Source organism: Nocardia crassostreae, assembly GCF_001613405.1.
Taxonomy (GTDB): domain Bacteria; phylum Actinomycetota; class Actinomycetes; order Mycobacteriales; family Mycobacteriaceae; genus Nocardia; species Nocardia crassostreae.
In genome coordinates this window covers 467,113-484,015 of the sequence record NZ_BDCH01000012.1, presented here as the reverse complement: position 1 = coordinate 484,015, position 16,903 = coordinate 467,113, and the positions used below count along the sequence as shown (strand labels likewise).

15 protein-coding genes and 1 pseudogene are annotated in these 16,903 nt (G+C 68.0%); 9 read left to right on the top strand and 7 right to left on the bottom strand.

The window, feature by feature from the left end:
* Nucleotides 1-104: 104 nt before the first annotated feature.
* Together NC4_RS09035 and NC4_RS09030 are read right to left on the bottom strand one after the other, a co-directional pair.
* Entirely contained in the window at nucleotides 105-1,619 is a 1,515-nt protein-coding gene (locus NC4_RS09035; protein ID WP_067534920.1) for a sensor histidine kinase, read from the bottom strand.
* 97 nt (nucleotides 1,620-1,716) lie between these two features.
* The gene (locus NC4_RS09030; RefSeq protein ID WP_067534917.1) at nucleotides 1,717-1,932 is read right to left on the bottom strand and encodes a biotin/lipoyl-binding carrier protein; all 216 of its coding nucleotides are present in this window, start codon (nucleotides 1,930-1,932) and stop codon (nucleotides 1,717-1,719) included.
* A gap of 90 nt (nucleotides 1,933-2,022) precedes the next feature.
* Between NC4_RS09030 and NC4_RS45075 the strand changes: the two genes are divergently transcribed.
* The gene (locus NC4_RS45075) at nucleotides 2,023-2,097 is read left to right on the top strand and encodes a 50S ribosomal protein bL37 (RefSeq protein WP_371820987.1); all 75 of its coding nucleotides are present in this window, start codon (nucleotides 2,023-2,025) and stop codon (nucleotides 2,095-2,097) included.
* Nucleotides 2,098-2,178: 81 nt separating this feature from the next.
* Here NC4_RS45075 and rsrA read toward each other — a convergent pair whose 3' ends face one another.
* On the bottom strand, nucleotides 2,179-2,445 hold the full coding sequence (rsrA, locus tag NC4_RS09025) for a mycothiol system anti-sigma-R factor (protein WP_067536031.1): 267 nt from the start codon (nucleotides 2,443-2,445) through the stop codon (nucleotides 2,179-2,181).
* 8 nt (nucleotides 2,446-2,453) lie between these two features.
* Complete coding sequence (locus NC4_RS09020) at nucleotides 2,454-3,155, bottom strand: sigma-70 family RNA polymerase sigma factor (protein ID WP_439957497.1); 702 nt, start codon at nucleotides 3,153-3,155, stop codon at nucleotides 2,454-2,456.
* 300 nt (nucleotides 3,156-3,455) lie between these two features.
* Between NC4_RS09020 and ybaK the strand changes: the two genes are divergently transcribed.
* The 4 genes and pseudogenes from ybaK to NC4_RS09000 all read left to right on the top strand — a co-directional run bounded on the left by ybaK (nucleotide 3,456) and on the right by NC4_RS09000 (nucleotide 6,746).
* Nucleotides 3,456-3,950: a Cys-tRNA(Pro) deacylase gene (ybaK, locus tag NC4_RS09015; RefSeq protein ID WP_067534914.1), complete on the top strand. Its 495-nt coding sequence runs from the start codon at nucleotides 3,456-3,458 to the stop codon at nucleotides 3,948-3,950.
* A 111-nt stretch (nucleotides 3,951-4,061) separates the two neighbouring features.
* A complete protein-coding gene (locus NC4_RS09010; RefSeq protein ID WP_067534913.1) occupies nucleotides 4,062-4,589 on the top strand; it encodes a MarR family winged helix-turn-helix transcriptional regulator in 528 nt (175 codons plus the stop codon).
* Nucleotides 4,590-4,651: 62 nt separating this feature from the next.
* Nucleotides 4,652-6,281, top strand: a pseudogene (locus tag NC4_RS09005) (MDR family MFS transporter).
* Nucleotides 6,282-6,431: 150 nt separating this feature from the next.
* On the top strand, nucleotides 6,432-6,746 hold the full coding sequence (locus tag NC4_RS09000; RefSeq protein ID WP_157554404.1) for a hypothetical protein: 315 nt from the start codon (nucleotides 6,432-6,434) through the stop codon (nucleotides 6,744-6,746).
* Between the two features lie 34 nt (nucleotides 6,747-6,780).
* Here NC4_RS09000 and NC4_RS08995 read toward each other — a convergent pair whose 3' ends face one another.
* The gene (locus NC4_RS08995) at nucleotides 6,781-7,548 is read right to left on the bottom strand and encodes an SOS response-associated peptidase (protein WP_067536021.1); all 768 of its coding nucleotides are present in this window, start codon (nucleotides 7,546-7,548) and stop codon (nucleotides 6,781-6,783) included.
* A gap of 145 nt (nucleotides 7,549-7,693) precedes the next feature.
* Here NC4_RS08995 and NC4_RS08990 point away from each other — a divergent pair, with 145 nt between their 5' ends.
* The 3 genes from NC4_RS08990 (at nucleotide 7,694) to rsgA (ending at nucleotide 11,575) form a co-directional block, all read left to right on the top strand.
* The gene (locus tag NC4_RS08990; protein ID WP_067534903.1) at nucleotides 7,694-9,205 is read left to right on the top strand and encodes an aldehyde dehydrogenase family protein; all 1,512 of its coding nucleotides are present in this window, start codon (nucleotides 7,694-7,696) and stop codon (nucleotides 9,203-9,205) included.
* Nucleotides 9,206-9,296: 91 nt separating this feature from the next.
* Nucleotides 9,297-10,571, top strand: a complete 1,275-nt coding sequence (gene aroA / locus NC4_RS08985; protein WP_067534901.1) for a 3-phosphoshikimate 1-carboxyvinyltransferase — start codon at nucleotides 9,297-9,299, stop codon at nucleotides 10,569-10,571.
* Nucleotides 10,568-11,575: a ribosome small subunit-dependent GTPase A gene (gene rsgA, locus NC4_RS08980; RefSeq protein ID WP_067536018.1), complete on the top strand. Its 1,008-nt coding sequence runs from the start codon at nucleotides 10,568-10,570 to the stop codon at nucleotides 11,573-11,575. Before aroA ends, rsgA begins: the two co-directional genes overlap by 4 nt.
* Before the next feature lie 357 nt (nucleotides 11,576-11,932).
* On the opposite strand, the gene NC4_RS08975 is transcribed toward rsgA, so the two are convergent.
* A complete protein-coding gene (locus NC4_RS08975) occupies nucleotides 11,933-14,542 on the bottom strand; it encodes an AAA family ATPase (RefSeq protein WP_084528713.1) in 2,610 nt (869 codons plus the stop codon).
* Nucleotides 14,543-15,180: 638 nt separating this feature from the next.
* Between NC4_RS08975 and NC4_RS40025 the strand changes: the two genes are divergently transcribed.
* Nucleotides 15,181-15,345, top strand: a complete 165-nt coding sequence (locus NC4_RS40025) for a hypothetical protein (RefSeq protein ID WP_157554402.1) — start codon at nucleotides 15,181-15,183, stop codon at nucleotides 15,343-15,345.
* Between the two features lie 34 nt (nucleotides 15,346-15,379).
* Here the strand turns inward: NC4_RS40025 and NC4_RS08970 are convergent, their stop codons facing one another.
* A complete protein-coding gene (locus NC4_RS08970) occupies nucleotides 15,380-16,795 on the bottom strand; it encodes a nitrilase-related carbon-nitrogen hydrolase (RefSeq protein WP_067534898.1) in 1,416 nt (471 codons plus the stop codon).
* Between the last annotated feature and the right edge of the window lie 108 nt (nucleotides 16,796-16,903).

Here is a 16,903-nt window from a genome sequence, read left to right as displayed (position 1 = left end):
AACATCGGTGCCGGGCTTCAGTGTTTTTGCACACCTGAGAATTCGTTGAGAACAATTCCCGTGCAACGGGATAACCATTCGAACGAATGATCGGACGCAGTAATTCAGCGCGCGGAACGGCGGCCGAGGGGAACTCGGAGAACCGCGTCGGTGCCGACGTCGGCGCCCGGGTGCAAACCGATGGAACCGCCTAGCTCGGCGGTAACCAGAGTCCGGACAATTTGCAGGCCGAGGCGGTCGGAGGCTTCCAGGCTGAAACCGTCGGGCAGGCCGCGGCCATCATCGCTGATGATCACATCGAGCCAGCGGGCAGAACGTTCCGAGCGAATGGTGACGGTGCCGTTCTCCCCCGCGTCGAAGGCGTGCTCGATGGCGTTCTGCACCAATTCGGTGAGCACCATGACCAGCGGAGTCGCGCGTTCGGCGGAGAAAACGCCGAGAGAACCGGCGCGGCGGACCTTGATGCGGGCCGTGTGCACGGTGGCGACATCGGCCATTATCGGCAGCAGGCGGTCGACCACCTCGTCGAGATCGACTTCCTCGTCAACCGACATCGACAACATTTCGTGCACCGACGCGATGGAGGTGACGCGGCGGACCGATTCGGTGAGAGCCAGCCGGGCCTCTTCGTTCTCGGTGCGGCGGGCCTGCAGTCGCAGCAGCGCGGCCACGGTCTGCAGATTGTTCTTCACGCGATGGTGGATCTCGCGAATGGTCGCGTCCTTAGAGAGCAGCGCGCGGTCGCGGCGCTTCACCTCGGTGACATCGCGGACCAGCTCGGCGGCGCCGCCGAGTTCACCGTGCGGGCGCAGCACCAGGGTGCGCAGCAGCACCGTCGCGCCGCGGGCCTCGACTTCCATTCGGCGACCGGCCTTTCCGGCCAGGGCCGCCTGAATGTCGCCGACCACCTCCTGCGCGTCGAACGGGTCGGTAATGAGCGAGCGGGTGGTGAGCGCCAGATCCTGGCCGACCAGATCGTTCTGCAAACCCATGCGGTGATAGGCCGAGAGCGCATTGGGGCTGGCGTAGACGACCAGGCCGTCGGTGTCGAGGCGAATGAAACCGTCACCGGCGCGCGGGCTGGAATGCGAACCGGTGCGATCTTCGAGGGCCGGGAAGGTGCCGTCGGAAACCATCTGGCACAGGTCGTCGGCGCAGGACATGTACGCGATCTCCAGGCTGGAGCGCATCTTGCGCCGCTGGGTATCGGTATCGCGGCCGAGAATGGCGATCACATCGCCGCCGATGCGCACCGGAATGGCTTCGCGCAGTGCGTGCACCGGATGCGGGTGGTAGACGCCGGTGGTCTCCACATCGGAATCCGAGCGCACGATCTCACCGGTGAGCAGCGCTTCGAAGATATCCGGATGCGATTCCTTGGTGGCCAGCGAACCGACCTGATCCTCCGGGTGCACGGTGGGCGCGGTGGTGGGGCGGCACTGCGAGACGCACACGATATTCGCGCCGTCCGCGATCGGCCCGGTCCCGACCCAGAGGGTCAGATCGGCGAAGGACAGATCGGCCAGCAGCTGCCAGTCGCCCACGACTCGCTGCAGATGATCGACGGCCGCACCCGGTAGGTCGGTGTGCTCGGCCAGTAGATCGCTCAGTGTCGACATTCACCCACGCTCCTTGCACCGCATCACGCGTAATCCTCGCACGCCGCAAAACGGTTGGCGGAATCGCGCGGTTCCAGGGGCCGGAGCGGGCCGAACCTCAGCTGATGACGGCGATCAGGTCGCCCTTCTGGAGGACATCGCCGGGCTTGACATTGATGGAGGTCACGGTGCCCTCGATCTCGGCCACGACCGGAATCTCCATCTTCATGGACTCCAGCATGATCAACTCGTCATTGATCGCGACGTGGTCACCGACGGAGACGCTGATCTTCTGCACGGTCGACACCATCTCCGCGAGGACTTCCTCAGCCACTGACTCTCCTTGGTTGCGTTGACCTGGACCGCTGGAGTTACACCCAACCACACGTGAAAGAATGTCCTCCAATCAGAAGGGAGACTACCTATGGGTAAGCGCGGACGTAAGAAGCGTGGCCGCAAGAAGAACGCAGCCAACCACGGCAAGCGGCCGAATTCCTGAGCTGCGTCGCTGAGCTCGAAAAGCACTGAGCGGCATGGTTTTCCCCGACGGGGAAGCCATGCCGCTCAGTCGTTTCCGGGCCTATTCGGCCGAGTCCACCCGGGTCTCCACCTGCGTGTAGGTGGTCCGGATCTCCATGGTCAGCCGCTGGCGCAGCGACTCCGGCGCGCGCTCACCGCCGCACTTGCAGTTGAGCAGCGACTTGAGCTTCTCCTCCAGGCCGTAGGCCTCGATGCAGGGCGAGCAACGGTTGATGTGCTCCTGCAGCCGGGCCTTGGCCGTCTCGTCGCACTCGTTGTCCAGGAGCACCCAGACGTCGGCCAGCACCGACGAGCAGTCCAATTCCATATCGTCGCTCACTGGGTTACCTCCTGACTCGCGCCATTGCCCGACCGGTTGAATCCACGTTCCCGCGCCACATCGGCGAGCAGCCCCTTGAGCTGTTTGCGCCCGCGGTGCAGACGGGACATGACGGTACCGATGGGAGTCCCCATGATGTCGGCGATTTCCTTGTAGGGGAAGCCCTCCACATCGGCGTAGTACACCGCCATCCGGAATTCCTCGGGAAGTTCCTGCAGAGCGGCCTTGATGTCGTCGTCGGGCAGCGCCTCCAGGGCTTCCATCTCGGCCGAGCGCAGACCCGTCGAGGTGTGCTCGGCGGTGGAGGCCAGCTGCCAGTCGGTGATCTCGTCGGTCGGATACTGCGCGGGCTGGCGCTGCTTCTTCCGATACGAGTTGATGTAGGTGTTGGTGAGAATGCGGTACAGCCAGGCACGCAGGTTGGTGCCCTCCCGGAAGGAGCGGAACCCCTGGTAGGCCTTGGCGAAGGTCTCCTGCACCAGATCCTCGGCATCGGCCGGGTTGCGGGTCATGCGCAAGGCCGCGCCGTACAGCTGGTCGAGCAGCGGCAGTGCGTCGCGCTCGAATCGCCGGGCCAGGTCGGCGTCGGAGTCGGCGCTTCTGGCACCGTTCTCGTCCGCTTCGTCGTGTTCCACGGCTAGATCGTCGCTGTCGATGCCCTCGTCGATATTCGAGTCGTCATCGCGATCGACCACCATGTCGTCGTCGCTCGTCACGCTAATCCCTTCGATCGCGGTAGCAATTGAATCTACCGTGCTGGGGATGAGCGCCTGGAAACCGGCAGGCAGTGACGGTGGCGGCCCGGTCCGCACCGGGGGATCGAGGACCAGAACGGTCACGGACTCCTCCTTCGATGAATGAGTGTGGCGCTCGCTCACCGTGGGCCATTCGGTTGCGGCGAAACGCGTAATGCATGCAACAGGGTGGGCGGTCGCCCTGTTCCCGCTTGCCCGAAATCCGCTGTCGCGTCATGGACGCGGGTGTTTAGGGTTGGCCGCATGGCTGCTGCTTCCACTCCGGCGATCAAGGCACTGGTGCAGGCGAAGGTCGAGCATCGGGTACACGCCTATACCCATGACCCGCGCAGTGATTCGTACGGCACCGAGGCGGTGGACGCGCTGGCCGAGCAGCTCGGGGTGACCGGGGAGCAGATCTTCAAGACCTTGGTCATCGAGCTGAGTTCGGGCGGGCTGGCGGTGGCGGTGCTGCCGGTGCCGACCACCCTGTCGTTGAAGGCGGCGGCCGCGGCGCTGAGCGGCGGTAAGGCCGCCATGGCCGACAAGGCCAAGGCCGAACGCACGACAGGCTATGTGCTGGGCGGGATTTCGCCGCTGGGGCAGAAGAAGCGACTGCCGACGGTGGTCGACGAATCGGCGCTGCGCTGGGATCGGGTGCTGTGCAGCGCGGGCAAGCGCGGCCTGGAGATCGAGCTCGCCCCAGCCGAGCTGGTGCGGTTGACGGGTGCGGTCACGGCCGCCGTCGCGGTGAGCTGAGCCACCTTTCCGGAAAAAGTATTTGCCTTCTAGCAACTATCTCCACATACTTGCACGGTACAACTAGTTGATTCGTGCAAGCAGTTGCTGGATACAAGGAGGTGGTCGGCCATGACCGATGACCCCGTCGCCGACGAGTTGCTCGATATCGTCGGCTACCAGATGACGCGGCTCAGTCGCCTGCGCGACCGCACCAATACCCAGGTCGCGGCCGCCACCAATGGCGAAGTCGAACCGGCGGCGTTCGCCATCCTGTTCCAGTTGCTCCACTGCGGGCCCATGCGCTCGGGCGCCCTGGCCGAATCGCTCTACTCCGACGCCTCGACGATCAGCCGCCAGGTGGCGAGCCTGGTCAAGCGCGGAGTGCTGGAGCGCCGGGCGGACCCGGCCGACGGGCGCGTCAGCGTGCTGGCCGTGACCGACCTGGGCCGCACCGCGGCCGCCGAGATCCGGGCCCTGCGCAATCAGGCGCTGCGCACGATCTTCGACCAATGGGCCCCCGCCGAACGGGAGAGCTTCGCGGGACTGTTCGAGCGCTTCGTGGACGACTACGAGGCCGGTCGGCAGGCCATGCTGACCGATCTGGCGACCCGATCCCTTCTTTTTCCGAAAGCTGAATCCGCAGAGAGTAATTCGTGACGACTACCGCAGAAAACACAGAAGCGGAGGCAAATTCCGCAGGATTCACCCACAAGCAGATCATGGTCGTGCTCAGCGGCCTGCTGCTCGGCATGCTGCTGGGCGCGCTCGATCAGACGATCGTGTCGACCTCCATTCGCACCATTGCCGATGACCTGCACGGGTATTCGATGCAGGCGTGGGTGACGACCGCGTATCTGATCACGGCGACGCTGGCCACTCCCCTGTACGGCAAGCTCTCGGACATGTACGGCCGCAAGCCGTTCTATCTGGCGGCCATCACGCTGTTCGTGGCCGGATCGCTCCTGTGCACGCTGGCGCAGTCGATGTACCAGCTGGCGGCCTTCCGGGCCTTCCAGGGTCTGGGCGCGGGCGGTCTGATGTCGCTGGCGCTGACGATTCTCGGCGATATGGTCGGGCCGCGCGAACGCGCCCGCTACCAGGGCTACTTCCTGGCCGTCTTCGGCACGTCCAGCGTGGTCGGGCCGGTGCTGGGCGGCGTGCTCGCCGGGCAGGATCAGATCTTCGGCATCGCGGGCTGGCGCTGGGCCTTCCTGGTGAACGTGCCGCTGGGCATTATCGCGCTGGCCGTGGTCTCCAAGATGCTCAAACTGCCGAAAGTGCAGCGGGCCAAGGAATCCGTGGACTGGTTCGGCGTGCTCACCATCGCGCTCGGCATTGTGCCGCTGCTGGTGGTGGCCGAGCAGGGTCGTGAATGGGGTTGGGGCAGCGCGAATTCCATTACCTGCTACGTGGTAGGGCGTACTCGGCCTGATCGGTTTCGTGGCCGTGGAGGCCAAACAGGGTGATGCCGCGCTGATTCCGCTGCGCATGTTCAAGAACTCCACCTTCGCCCTCGGCGTGATCATCTCGGTGGTGGTGGGCGCTGCCATGTTCGGCGGCATCACACTGCTGCCGCAATACCTGCAGGTGGTGCTGGGCGCGAGCCCGACCCTGGCGGGCATGCAGATGCTGCCGCTGGTGGTGGGCATGATGGTGGCCTCGGTCTTCGCCGGTCAGCTCATCTCGCGCACCGGGCGCTACCGGATGTTCCCGCCGCTGGGCGCCGGACTGTTGGTGCTGGGCCTGTTCCTGCTGCACTTCGTGCATGTGGACACGCCGCTGTGGGTGACCATGGCCTTCATGCTCATTACCGGTCTGGGCCTGGGCAATCTCATGCAGCCGCTGACCCTGGCCATCCAGAACGCGCTGCCGCCGCAGGATATGGGCGTGTCGACCGCGGCCGCCACCTTCTTCCGGCAGATCGGCGGCACGCTCGGAGTCGCGGTCTTCCTGTCCATTCTGTTCGCGCAGGTCTCGCCGAATATCAGCAATGAGCTCCAGGCCGCGGCCACGCGGCCGGAGTTCACGGCGGCGGTCGCGGAGAGCGTGCACAGCGCCAATCCGGTGGACGCGGCGCTGGCCAATGGCCTGGTCAATAAGGACACCTCGGCCGCGGCGCAGGTGCTCGAGGACAGCTCCGTCATCCAGCAGCTGAATCCGACACTGGCGCAACCGTTCAAGGCCGGATTCGCCGAGGCCATGGACACGGTGTTCCTGTCCGCGGCCGGAGTCGCGCTGATCGCCATGGTGCTGGTGCTGTTCTGGAAGGAAGTGCCGCTGCGCACCGCGGGCGGTATCCAGGCCCGGCGCGAAGCCGTGGTGGAGGCCGAGGCCGAAGCCATCGGCTAGCAACGCACAGAGCCATCGGCTAGGGACGGCAACAATCTGGCGAATATCGCCGCACATCCGGGCGCGAATCCACGATTCGCGCCCGGATGTGTGCATTACTGGACTCCGTGCACCGACCAGGTTCGTTCGACCCGAGGATGTGATGAGGCTATGTCCCCCCGTCTGCGTTTTCGAACCATCGTGGTCGCCGGTTCCGCCGCGCTGCTGCTGGCGCTCGGATCCGGCCCGCTCACCACCGCCGCGACGGCCGCGCCCGGCATCGAGATGCCCGCGCAGGCCCCGCAGTATCCGCTCGGCACCGACCCGGGCGCCCCGACTCAGCCCGGACAGCAGAAGCAGGACAAGACCGCGGAGAAGGCGGAATCGCTCGGCAGCGGCATTGTCACCAAGGCCATCGACACCACGGCCGGACTGCTCAAGTGCGGACTGAATTTCGCGCTGCCGTCGGTGAAGTGCAGCGTCTGATCCGTACCTGAGCACGAACGACCGCAGGCCGGGCCTAGATCAAGCTGATCTGCCCGGCCTGTTCCGTGGCCGAGCCCAATAGCTCCGGGCCATTGTTCTTGACGCTGTTCACCAGCGACGGCACCTCGCGCATGACGATATCCGCGATATCGGCGGGCGTGGGCGTCTCCAAGAGCTCCGCGGGCGCGGGATGATCGGGATCCAGCCAGGCGTCCCAGTGCGAGCGCGGCATGGGCAGCGGCATGCGGTCGTGAATCCTGGTCAGATCGCCCACCGCGTCGGTGGTGAGAATCGTGCAGGACAGCAATGGCTTGGCGTCATCGCCCTGACCGCGATCCCGCCAGACCGACCACAGGCCCGCCATGTACAGCCGCCCGCCGTCCTCCCGGGACATGAAATAGGGCTTCTTGACGGCCTTTCCGAGCGCGTCCTGTTCGGTCACCCACTCGTACCAGCCATCCATGGGCACCAGGCAGCGGCGCTTCTTCACCGCATCACGGAAGGAAGCGGTGGTGGCGGCCTTGTCGGCGCGGGCATTGAACAGCGGTTTGCCCTTCACCGGCACACCCTGTTCGGACGCCTTGGTCCAGGGCGGGATGAGCCCCCAGCGCATGGCCCGCAGGCGCAGCGCCGCCGGATCCTCCGGATGGTCGCGATCGTGCCGTTCGACCACCGTGAGCACCTGATTCGTGGGCGCCACGTTGTAGTTCGGGTTGAAGCCCTTGTCGCCGGTCTCGTCGATGGCATCGAGTTCGGCGGCCAGCGTCGCGGGATTGGTTGTCGTCGCGTATCTGCCGCACATGCCGACCATGCTGCCACCGGCAACCGACAGTTTCGAGGAGACGCCGCGCGGATGGACCCCGAAATCATCTGATGGCGATTGACTTCAGTTGTGACCTGTGAGACGTTCGTCCCATCACACTCTCATTAGGGGACTGCCGCCAATCATGTCTGCCACCGACACCGCCTCGATCGACGACCAGGCTGCCGCACTGACCTCCGTCAACCCGGCCACCGGCGAGGCCATCGCCAGTTACAAGATCGATGACGAGGATTCGGTCCGCGCCGCCGTCGCCACGGCGCGCACCGCAGCCGCCACCTGGGGCGCGCTCACCTACGCCGAGCGCAAGAAGCACCTGCTGCGCTGGGGCAGCAAGCTGGTCGCCAAGTCCGACGAACTCTGCGCACTCATCCACGCCGAGAACGGCAAGCCGGTCGACGACGCCTTCCTCGAGCTCATGCTGGCCCTCGAGCACATCAAGTGGGCGGCCTCCAATGCCGAGAAGGTGTTGAAGCCCAAGAAGATCACGCCGGGCGCGCTCATGGCCAACTTCTCCGCGCATCTCGAGCAGCGGCCGCTGGGCGTCATCGGCATCATCGGGCCGTGGAACTACCCGGTCTACACCCCCAACGGCTCCATTGCCTACGCGCTCGCCGCCGGTAATGCCGTCGTGTTCAAGCCCAGCGAATACTCCACGGGCATCGGCAATTTCGTGGCCCGGTGCTTCGCCGAGGCGAATCCGGAACTGCCCGACGGCGTTTTCGTCACCGTGAACGGCTTCGGCGCCACCGGAGCCGCGCTGGTGCGCGCGGGCGTGGACAAGGTGGCGTTCACCGGATCCGCCGCGACCGGTAAGAAGATCATGGCCTCCGCCGCCGAGACGCTCACCCCGGTGCTGCTGGAATGCGGCGGCAAGGACGCGGTGATCGTGGCCGCCGACGCCGATATCAAGGCCGCCGCCGACGCCGTCGCCTGGGGCGCGACCGCCAACAGCGGTCAGACCTGCGCCGGTGTCGAGCGCGTGTACGTCGACAAATCGATCGCGGACGAGTTCATCGCCGAGGTCAAGCGCATCCTGACCGATGTGAAGCCCGGCTCGGACGACAAGGCCCACTACGGCCCCATGACCATGCCCAGCCAGATCGATATCGTGCGCCGCCATATCGAGGACGCGCTCAAGAACGGCGGCAAGGCCGTGCTCGGCGGCCCGGAGTCGATCAAGGGCGCCTTCATCGAGCCGGTCGTCATTGTCGACGCCGACGAATCCTCCGCCGCGGTGTGTGAGGAGACCTTCGGCCCGACCGTCACCATTCGCACCGTCGACGGCGTCGACGAGGCCGTGCGCCTGGCCAATGACAGCACCTTCGGGCTGGGTTCGGCGGTCTACTCGCGCAAGCAGGGCCTGGAGATCGCCCGCCGCCTGCGGGCGGGGGCCACCTCGGTCAACTCCGTGCTGGCCTTCGCCGCCATCTCCGGACTCCCGTTCGGCGGCAGCGGCGATTCCGGCATCGGCCGCATCCACGGTGCGCCGGGCCTGCTGGAGTTCACGCGCCCGCACTCCATCGCGGTGCAGAAGTTCACGATTCCGGGCATGGCGCTGTTGTCCTACACCCGCACCGACCGCACCATGAAACTGCTGCGCAAGATCGTGCCGCTGATTCACGGTCGCGCCAAATAGTTTCGACGCCCGGGACGCCCGTCGGTGCCAGAATTGCCCGGAAAGGGGCGTGCGGCCCCGGCGGGCGTCGCTCGTTTGGGAAGATAGGGCGGTGACTTTCTGGCCCGCGCCCCATGTCGAACTGCCCGTGCACGCCACCGTGACCTTGCCCGGGTCCAAATCCATTACCAACCGGGCGCTGATCCTCGCCGCACTGGCGGATCAACCGTCGACCATCACGGGGGCGCTGCGCAGCCGCGACACCAACCTCATGATCGAGGCGCTGCGGGCCATGGGCGCGGGTATCGAGGGCGACGGCGACACCCTGACGGTCACGCCGCCGCGGGCCTTCGGCGGCGCGGTCGTCGATTGCGGGCTCGCGGGCACGGTCATGCGGTTCGTCCCGCCGGTGGCGGCGCTGGCCACCGGGGATGTGGCCTTCGACGGCGACGAGCAGGCGCGGGTGCGGCCGCTGGGCACCATTCTGGAGGCGCTGCGCGGGCTGGGCGTCGATATCGACGGCGACGCACTGCCTTTCGTGGTGCACGGCACCGGATCGCTGCGCGGCGGGCCGATCACCATCGACGCCTCCGGATCCTCGCAGTTCGTCTCCGGGCTGCTGCTCTCGGCGGCGCGGTTCGAGAACGGCATCACCGTGCACCACAATGGCGCGGCGCTGCCGTCCATGCCGCATATCGAGATGACCGTGCAGATGCTGCGCGCGGCCGATGTGCGGGTGGACGCGCCCACCGATCCGCGCAAGGCGCAGACCTGGACCGTCGCGCCCGGGCCGATTCGCGCGGTGGACTGGGATGTCGAGCCGGATCTGTCCAATGCGACGCCGTTCCTGGCGGCGGCCGCGGTCACCGGCGGCGAGGTGAGCATTCCGCACTGGCCGCGGTACACCACCCAGCCCGGTGACGTGATCCGGGAGATTCTGGTGCGGATGGGCGCGGAGGCGCGCATCTTCGACGGGACGCTGACCGTGCGCGGGCCGGAGCGGCTGGCCGGTATCGATATCGATCTGCACGATGTGGGCGAGCTGACGCCCACCGTGGCGGCGCTGGCGGCGCTGGCCGATTCGCCGTCGCGGCTGCGGGGCATCGCGCATTTGCGCGGCCACGAAACCGACCGCCTCGCAGCGCTCTCCACCGAGATCAACCGGCTCGACGGCAAGGTCACCGAGACCGAGGACGGGCTCTACATCGTGCCCGCGCCATTGCACGGCGGGCAGTGGCATTCCTATGCCGACCATCGCATGGCCACCGCCGGGGCCATTATCGGGCTGACCGTGCCGGGCGTCGAGATCGAGGACATCGGCACCACCGCCAAGACACTTCCCGACTTCGTAGAACTCTGGCAGGGCATGCTGGGAGCAGACCGCTGAGGCGGCGCGAGTACGACGAGTCCGATGTCCGGGTGCGCCCGGGCAAGGGCACGCGCCCGCGCACCAAGACCCGCCCCCAGCATCTGGATGCCGAAGCGGCCATGGTGGTTTCGGTCGATCGCGGCCGCTGGGGCTGTGTGCTCGACGGCGATCCGGACCGCCCCATCGTCGCCATGCGCGCGCGGGAACTCGGCCGCACGCCCATTGTCGTCGGCGATCAGGTGGATGTGGTCGGCGATCTGTCCGGTAAGCCCGACACCCTGTCCCGCATCGTGCGCGTGGCCGACCGCCGAACGGTGCTGCGCCGCACCGCCGATGACACCGACCCGTTCGAACGCGTGGTGGTGGCCAATGCCGAACAGCTCTTCATCGTGGTGGCCCTGGCCGATCCGCCGCCGCGCACCGGTTTCGTCGAGCGCGCCATGGTCGCCGCGTATGTCGGTGGCCTGCAACCGATTCTGTGCCTGACCAAGCATGATCTGGCCGCCGAGTCCGAATTCGCCGCCGCCTTCGAGGATTTGGATCTGACCATCGTCTACGGCGGTATCGAGGATCCGCTGGAGCCGGTCCTCGACCTGCTCGACGACCGCCTCACCGCCTTCATCGGCCACTCCGGCGTCGGTAAGTCCACCCTGGTGAATCGCCTTGTCCCCGACGCGGATCGCGCCGTCGGTGAGGTCTCCGGCGTCGGCAAGGGCCGCCACACCTCCACCCAGTCGGTCGCCCTCCCGCTGCCCGACGGCGGTTGGGTCATCGACACCCCCGGCGTGCGGTCCTTCGGCCTGGCCCACATCACCCCCGACGATGTCATCAATGCCTTCTCCGATCTCGCCGAGGCCATCGAGGACTGCCCCCGCGGCTGCACGCATCTGGGCCCGCCCACCGATCCGGAGTGCGCCCTGGACGATCTCCCCGGCAAGGAGCGCCGCGTGGCGGCCATCCGCCTGCTCCTGACGGCCCTCAATTCCAACGACCCCTGGTTCCGCACCCAGACCGCGCCCTGACCGGCCGATACGACGACCGATTCGACGACCGATCGCGCGGCCGATGTCGCGCCGCTACCCTCCGAGCGATTGCCGATGGAGGGGTCAGCATCTTGCTTGTTCGTAAAACCGTTGCCGCACTGGGAGTATCGGCGGCATTCGGGATGGTGGCCACCGCGGCGGTGGCGGCCGCCGATCCGGTGAGCCGGTGGCTGTGCGAGACGGGGTCGGCGGCCTGCGCGGTGACGCCGCTGCGGCCGCCGCCCGCGGTCGCGCCGGGAAATCCACCCTATGATCCCCCGCCCGGAATTCGGTGAGAAACACCTGCGGGGGCTGGTTATAACCATTCCTGGAATTCGACGCCCCACCGGGTGATCGTCAAATTGGTCGGATGATTCGCATGCCGTTCTCGAAATCGATGGCGGCCAGTTCGGCGCGGCCACTGAGGCCGAGTTTGCCGAATATTCGGGACAGGTGATGACCCACGGTGCGCGGGCTGAGCAGCAGTTCGGCGCCGATCTCGCGATTGGTCATGCCCTGTGCGGCCAGTAGCGCCACCCGCAATTCCTGGATGGTCAGCAGCGAGCCGTTGTCGGCCACGGCGGAGCGCTTGCCGGTGAGGTCGAGTTCGAGGCGGGCGCGGGTGGCCCACTGGTGGGCGCCGGAGCGCTCGAAAGCCTCCAGGGCCGCGCGCAACTGTCCGGCCGCGTTACCCCGACGGCGGTTGCGGCGCAGCCACTTGCCGTAGTGCAGCTGGATGCGGGCGTGGCGGATGGGACCGTGGCGAACGTCACCGACCGCGAGCGCCCGGCGGAAGTAGTGGTCGGTGCGATCGTCGGCGCCCAGCAGCGCGCGGCAGGCGTAGGCGTCCGCGATGGCCCAGGTGGCCCGGGAGCGCAGGGCCCAATCGCGAATGAGCTCGTAGTACGCGGTCGCCTCGTCGAACCGGCCCACGCGGCAGGCGGCATCGACCATATCGAGCACGGCGAGCCGGGCGTAAGTGGGATGGCGGGCCTCGTGGCCGGGCTGGAGCATCGCACGCAGGCGCAGGTGGGCGGTCTCCGCATTGCCGGTGCCCAGGGCCAGGAAGCCGAGCTGCCAATAGGACTGGGCGATGAGCACATTCGCGCCATTGGGCCGGGCCAGGGCGAGCGCGCGGTCCACGCTCTCGGCGACGGCGTCGGCATCACCGCGCAGCGCGGCCAGCCGGGCCCGCAGATTCCAGCACTGGGCGAGCATATTGTGCACGCCGCCGGAGCGCGCCAGCTCGAACGCCTCGGCGAGGGTCTCCTCGCCCGCGGCCCAGCGGCCGTTGGCGAATTGCAGGGTCGCCAGCTGCGGCAGCAGGCAGACCGCGCCCGGGGAGGTCTCGGCGGTGTGCCAGCGCGCGGCCTGAGTGTAGGGCTCGAGCGCCCGATCGCCCATGCCCCACAGGAGCACCAGCGCGGCGGGCGGCAGCAACCGCTGGGCCAGGCGGGGATCGGGCTCGGTATGGAAGGCCGCGAAGTCCGGGCGGTCGATATCGTCGTGCCCGGCCGCCCAGCGGGCGCGGCGGGCCAGCGTGCGCAGGCCCGCGGCATCGACCGGATCGACGATCTCGGCGTCGCGCACCAGGATCCGGCTCGCGCGTTCCGGATCACCGGACACCAGCTCCACGCGGCCCGCCAGCCCGCCGCTGGCGATGGCCAGCCGATCGGCGGTCACCCGTTCGGCGGCCCGGTCGAGCAGACGGCACGCCGACTCGATATCGCCGCTCTCCCAGGCGTGCCGGGCGGCGGCGGCCAGCCGGAAACCGGCGGCATCCGGGTCGGGGGTGATGGCGGCGGCCCGGCGCAGCATGGACGCCGCGGTGGCGGGTTCGCCCCCGGCCCGCTCCGCGCCCGCGGCCAGGGCGGCCGCCAATTCCGCATCGGGGCGATCGGCCGCGATGGCGCGATGCCAGTCGGCGCGGACGGCGTCCGCGGGGCAGGTCAGCGCGGCGGCCACGGCGAGGTGCACGGTCCGTCGCTGCGCCGGGGTCGCGGCGTCGTAGACGGCCGTGCACAGCAGCCGGTGCCGCATCTCCACCCGGCCGTCGCCGACCTCCAGCCAGCCCGCCGCTTCCGCCTGCTCCCAGGCGGATTCGGGGAGGCCCAGGGCGGTGGCGGCGGCCCCGACCACGCCGATCATCCCGCGCGCCTCGGCGGCCACCACGACGAGCAGCGTGCGCACCGCGTCCGGGAGCTCGGCGATCCGGTCCCGGAAGGCGGCGCGCAGCCGCGGCCCCAGCGGAACCGGCCCGCGCGCAATGCCCGCGAATTCCTCGGCCTCAATCGGAAGTTCGCGCAATGCCAGCGGATTGCCGGTCGCCGCCTGCAGGGCACGCACGGCGCGCTGGTTCGCGATACCCGGATGCTGATCCTCCAGCAACGATCGCGCATCCGCGGCGGGCAGCCCGGCGAGCGGCATTGCGCAGAGTTGGCCCCAGGCCGATGCGGCCGGATCGTCGCGCTGCGCGCACCACAGCACCACGGGCGCGACGACGAGCCTGCGCACCGCGAAAACCAGGGCGCGGGCGGTGGCATCGTCCACCAGCTGCGCATCGTCCACGATCAGCAGCACCGGGCCCGCGGTCGCGAGCCCGGACAACAGGGCGACCAGCGCCGCGCCGACCAGGAAGCCGTCGGCGGGACCGGCCGCCGCGCCGAGGGCCGTCGCCAGGGCGGCGGCCTGCGGCGCGGTCAGCAGCGCCACCCGCTCGGCGACAGGGAGCAGCAGTTCGTGCAGCGCCGCGAAAGGCAGTTCGGACTCGGCGCGCGAACCGCGGCAGCGCAGTACACGGAATTCGACGGCGCGGTCGGCGGCGGCATTGAGCAGCGCGGACTTGCCGATTCCCGGATCACCCCACAAGACGACGGCCGATCCACTACCGGATCGGGCCGCGACGAGCATTCGATCCAGCTCGTCCTGTTCTTGTCCCCGCCCATAGAGCACTTGTTTCTCGCGCACGACGCAAGTTACCTCGTTTGTCAACCTGTAATCAATTTCAAGTCCACATCATGGGCATTTAAATGTGCAAAGTCGCGCACATAACTGAGCGGCGCATCGGGTCGGCCGATTCGGCGGTCGACCCGCCGCCGGATCCCGGCTCGACAGTGACCTGCGTCGCTCTGAGCAGTGCCTAAACCTACCGACCGATCCAGTGACCGATACAGCGGCCGATCCTCTTCGGCACGATGGAATGATAATGTCCGACCGACGGCCGACCGGCCGTTCACAGACGAGCTTCCGGAGGGGATGTCGGCGATTCGCGCCCGCGGGGACGCGCGCATCGCGACAAGGGATTTTCAATCGAAGTGTCCCAATTTGTATCACTGCCCGTCGCTTATCGGCGCCGGGTCGAATTCGCATGCGCGGAATCGCGTCCTATTCCGATCAGCGAGATCGGAATTCCATTCGCATTGCAATTCCGGAATAGCGCGTGCCAGGTATTTCGGCGTCGGTGGAATTGGCCGCGGATTCGGTCGACCCGGAGGCGGCCGGTCCGCGGGGGCACCCCGCCATGCCGATCCGGCTCCGGGCGAGTAAGTTTGCTGAAAGATTGCCAACTGGCGCCTTCACGGAGTTACGAGCACCGAGGGGATCGCATGAGCAATGGGGACGACGACGCCGAGGGCGCCCCGCAATCGGCGGACAAACCGGAGCCGACGCCGCCGGAGCCCGATGAGCGCGAGGACGACGACCTGCCGCCCGGGGCAGCCGATCCGGATGATTGGCAGGACGAGTGGGATCGGGCGCGGTGGGCGCCCTGAGACCGCTGCCCTCGGCGTACGCCGGGCGCGGCGTTCAGTGGGATCGCCGCAGCCGCAAGGGCGCCGCGCCGAGGGCGGCCAGCAGGAACAGCGCCACCGACAGCCAGGCGAACCAGTCGCCGAAACGGGCGTAGATCGTGCGGGATTCGGTGAGGGGGATATCGGCCAGCGCGGTGGCGGTGGCGGAGATATCGGCGCGCACCGAGGTCAGGACGCGGCCGCGCGAATCACCGGCCACGAGTTCACCCAATTGCGCGGACCGCGCCACGCCCATGCCGGATTCGACGCCGCGCAGCACGGCCATGCGGCTGTGCAGCCAGTGATCATCGGTGAAGTCCAGGGCGGGGACGAGCAGCAGCGTCGCACCCCGGCGCTGGTTCGCACGGACCAGGTTGGGGCGGTCCAGATCGAAACAGACTGCGAGAGCCCACGGTTCGCCGGGTACCAGCGTGAATTCCGTGCCCGGCGTGAGATCGTTCTCCAGACCGGGGACCAGGTACTGCTTGGCATAGGTCACGCCCGAGGGGAAGTCGATCGCGGCATTGACGCTCGTTCCGCCCCGGGTGAGGATCAGGCCCGCCACCACGTGGACATTGCGCCGGGCGGCGACCTCGGTGAGCGGACCGGACAGCAGCGGCAGGGTGGATTCATCGGCGCGCCAGGCTTTTTCGGGGAGCACGACCGCACGGGCGCCCTGATCGGCCAGGCGTTCGATCTCGGTGATCGCGCGCGCGACCATATCCCGGCCGTCGGGTGAATCCACCGGAACGTAGTCCGGCGGTTGGGAGATCGCCACCAGGCCGACGCGGACGTGCTCGCGCTCGTAGGGCGCGGCCAGCCGCCAGGCGCCGAAGGCGGTCACGGCCGTCAGCGCCACGACCAGGCCGCCGCCGACCCGAATCCATTGCGCCCGTGTGGTTGCCGGTGCGGCGACGGCGGCCGCGGCGGCGGGCACGAGCAGGATCAGGAAGGTGAGGCCCCAGACACCGGTCGATGCGGCCGTCTGGATGAAGGGCAGCACATCGGCTTGGGTGTAGGCGATGCTCCACCAGGCTCCGGTCGAGCCCGCCAGGGACAGGACGTATTCCAGCGTCACCCAGCCCGCGGGCACCACGAGTGCGGCCAGCACCGGGCGATGCCACAGCAGCAGGACGCGCGTCAGTGCGATCAGCGCACCGAAGACGAGCGCGGAGCCGCCGAGCAGGGCCACGGTGAAGGCGGCCGGTTGTTCGAGTGTCACGGTGAAGTAGGACCACATCTGCGCCTGCCCGCCCAGCCAGGCGAGCGCCCCGGCGAGGAAAGCCGCCGGGCCGCCGACGCGCGGGGCTAGGAGCAGCACCGGTAGGGGCGCGAGGAATGCGAGACCGGGCAGGGGGTGCAGGCCGGTGCCGAAATGCCAGAGCGCGGCCGACAGCGCAATCGCCGCCGCCGCCACGATCGCACGCTGCATCGGTTGCCCGCCTCTCCCCCAGCGAACCGTGATCGTCGCCGAGCCGTCCTCAATACTGGGTCCGCCCAGGCGATTCGGGGATGCTACCCGGGGGTGAGTTCGCACTAC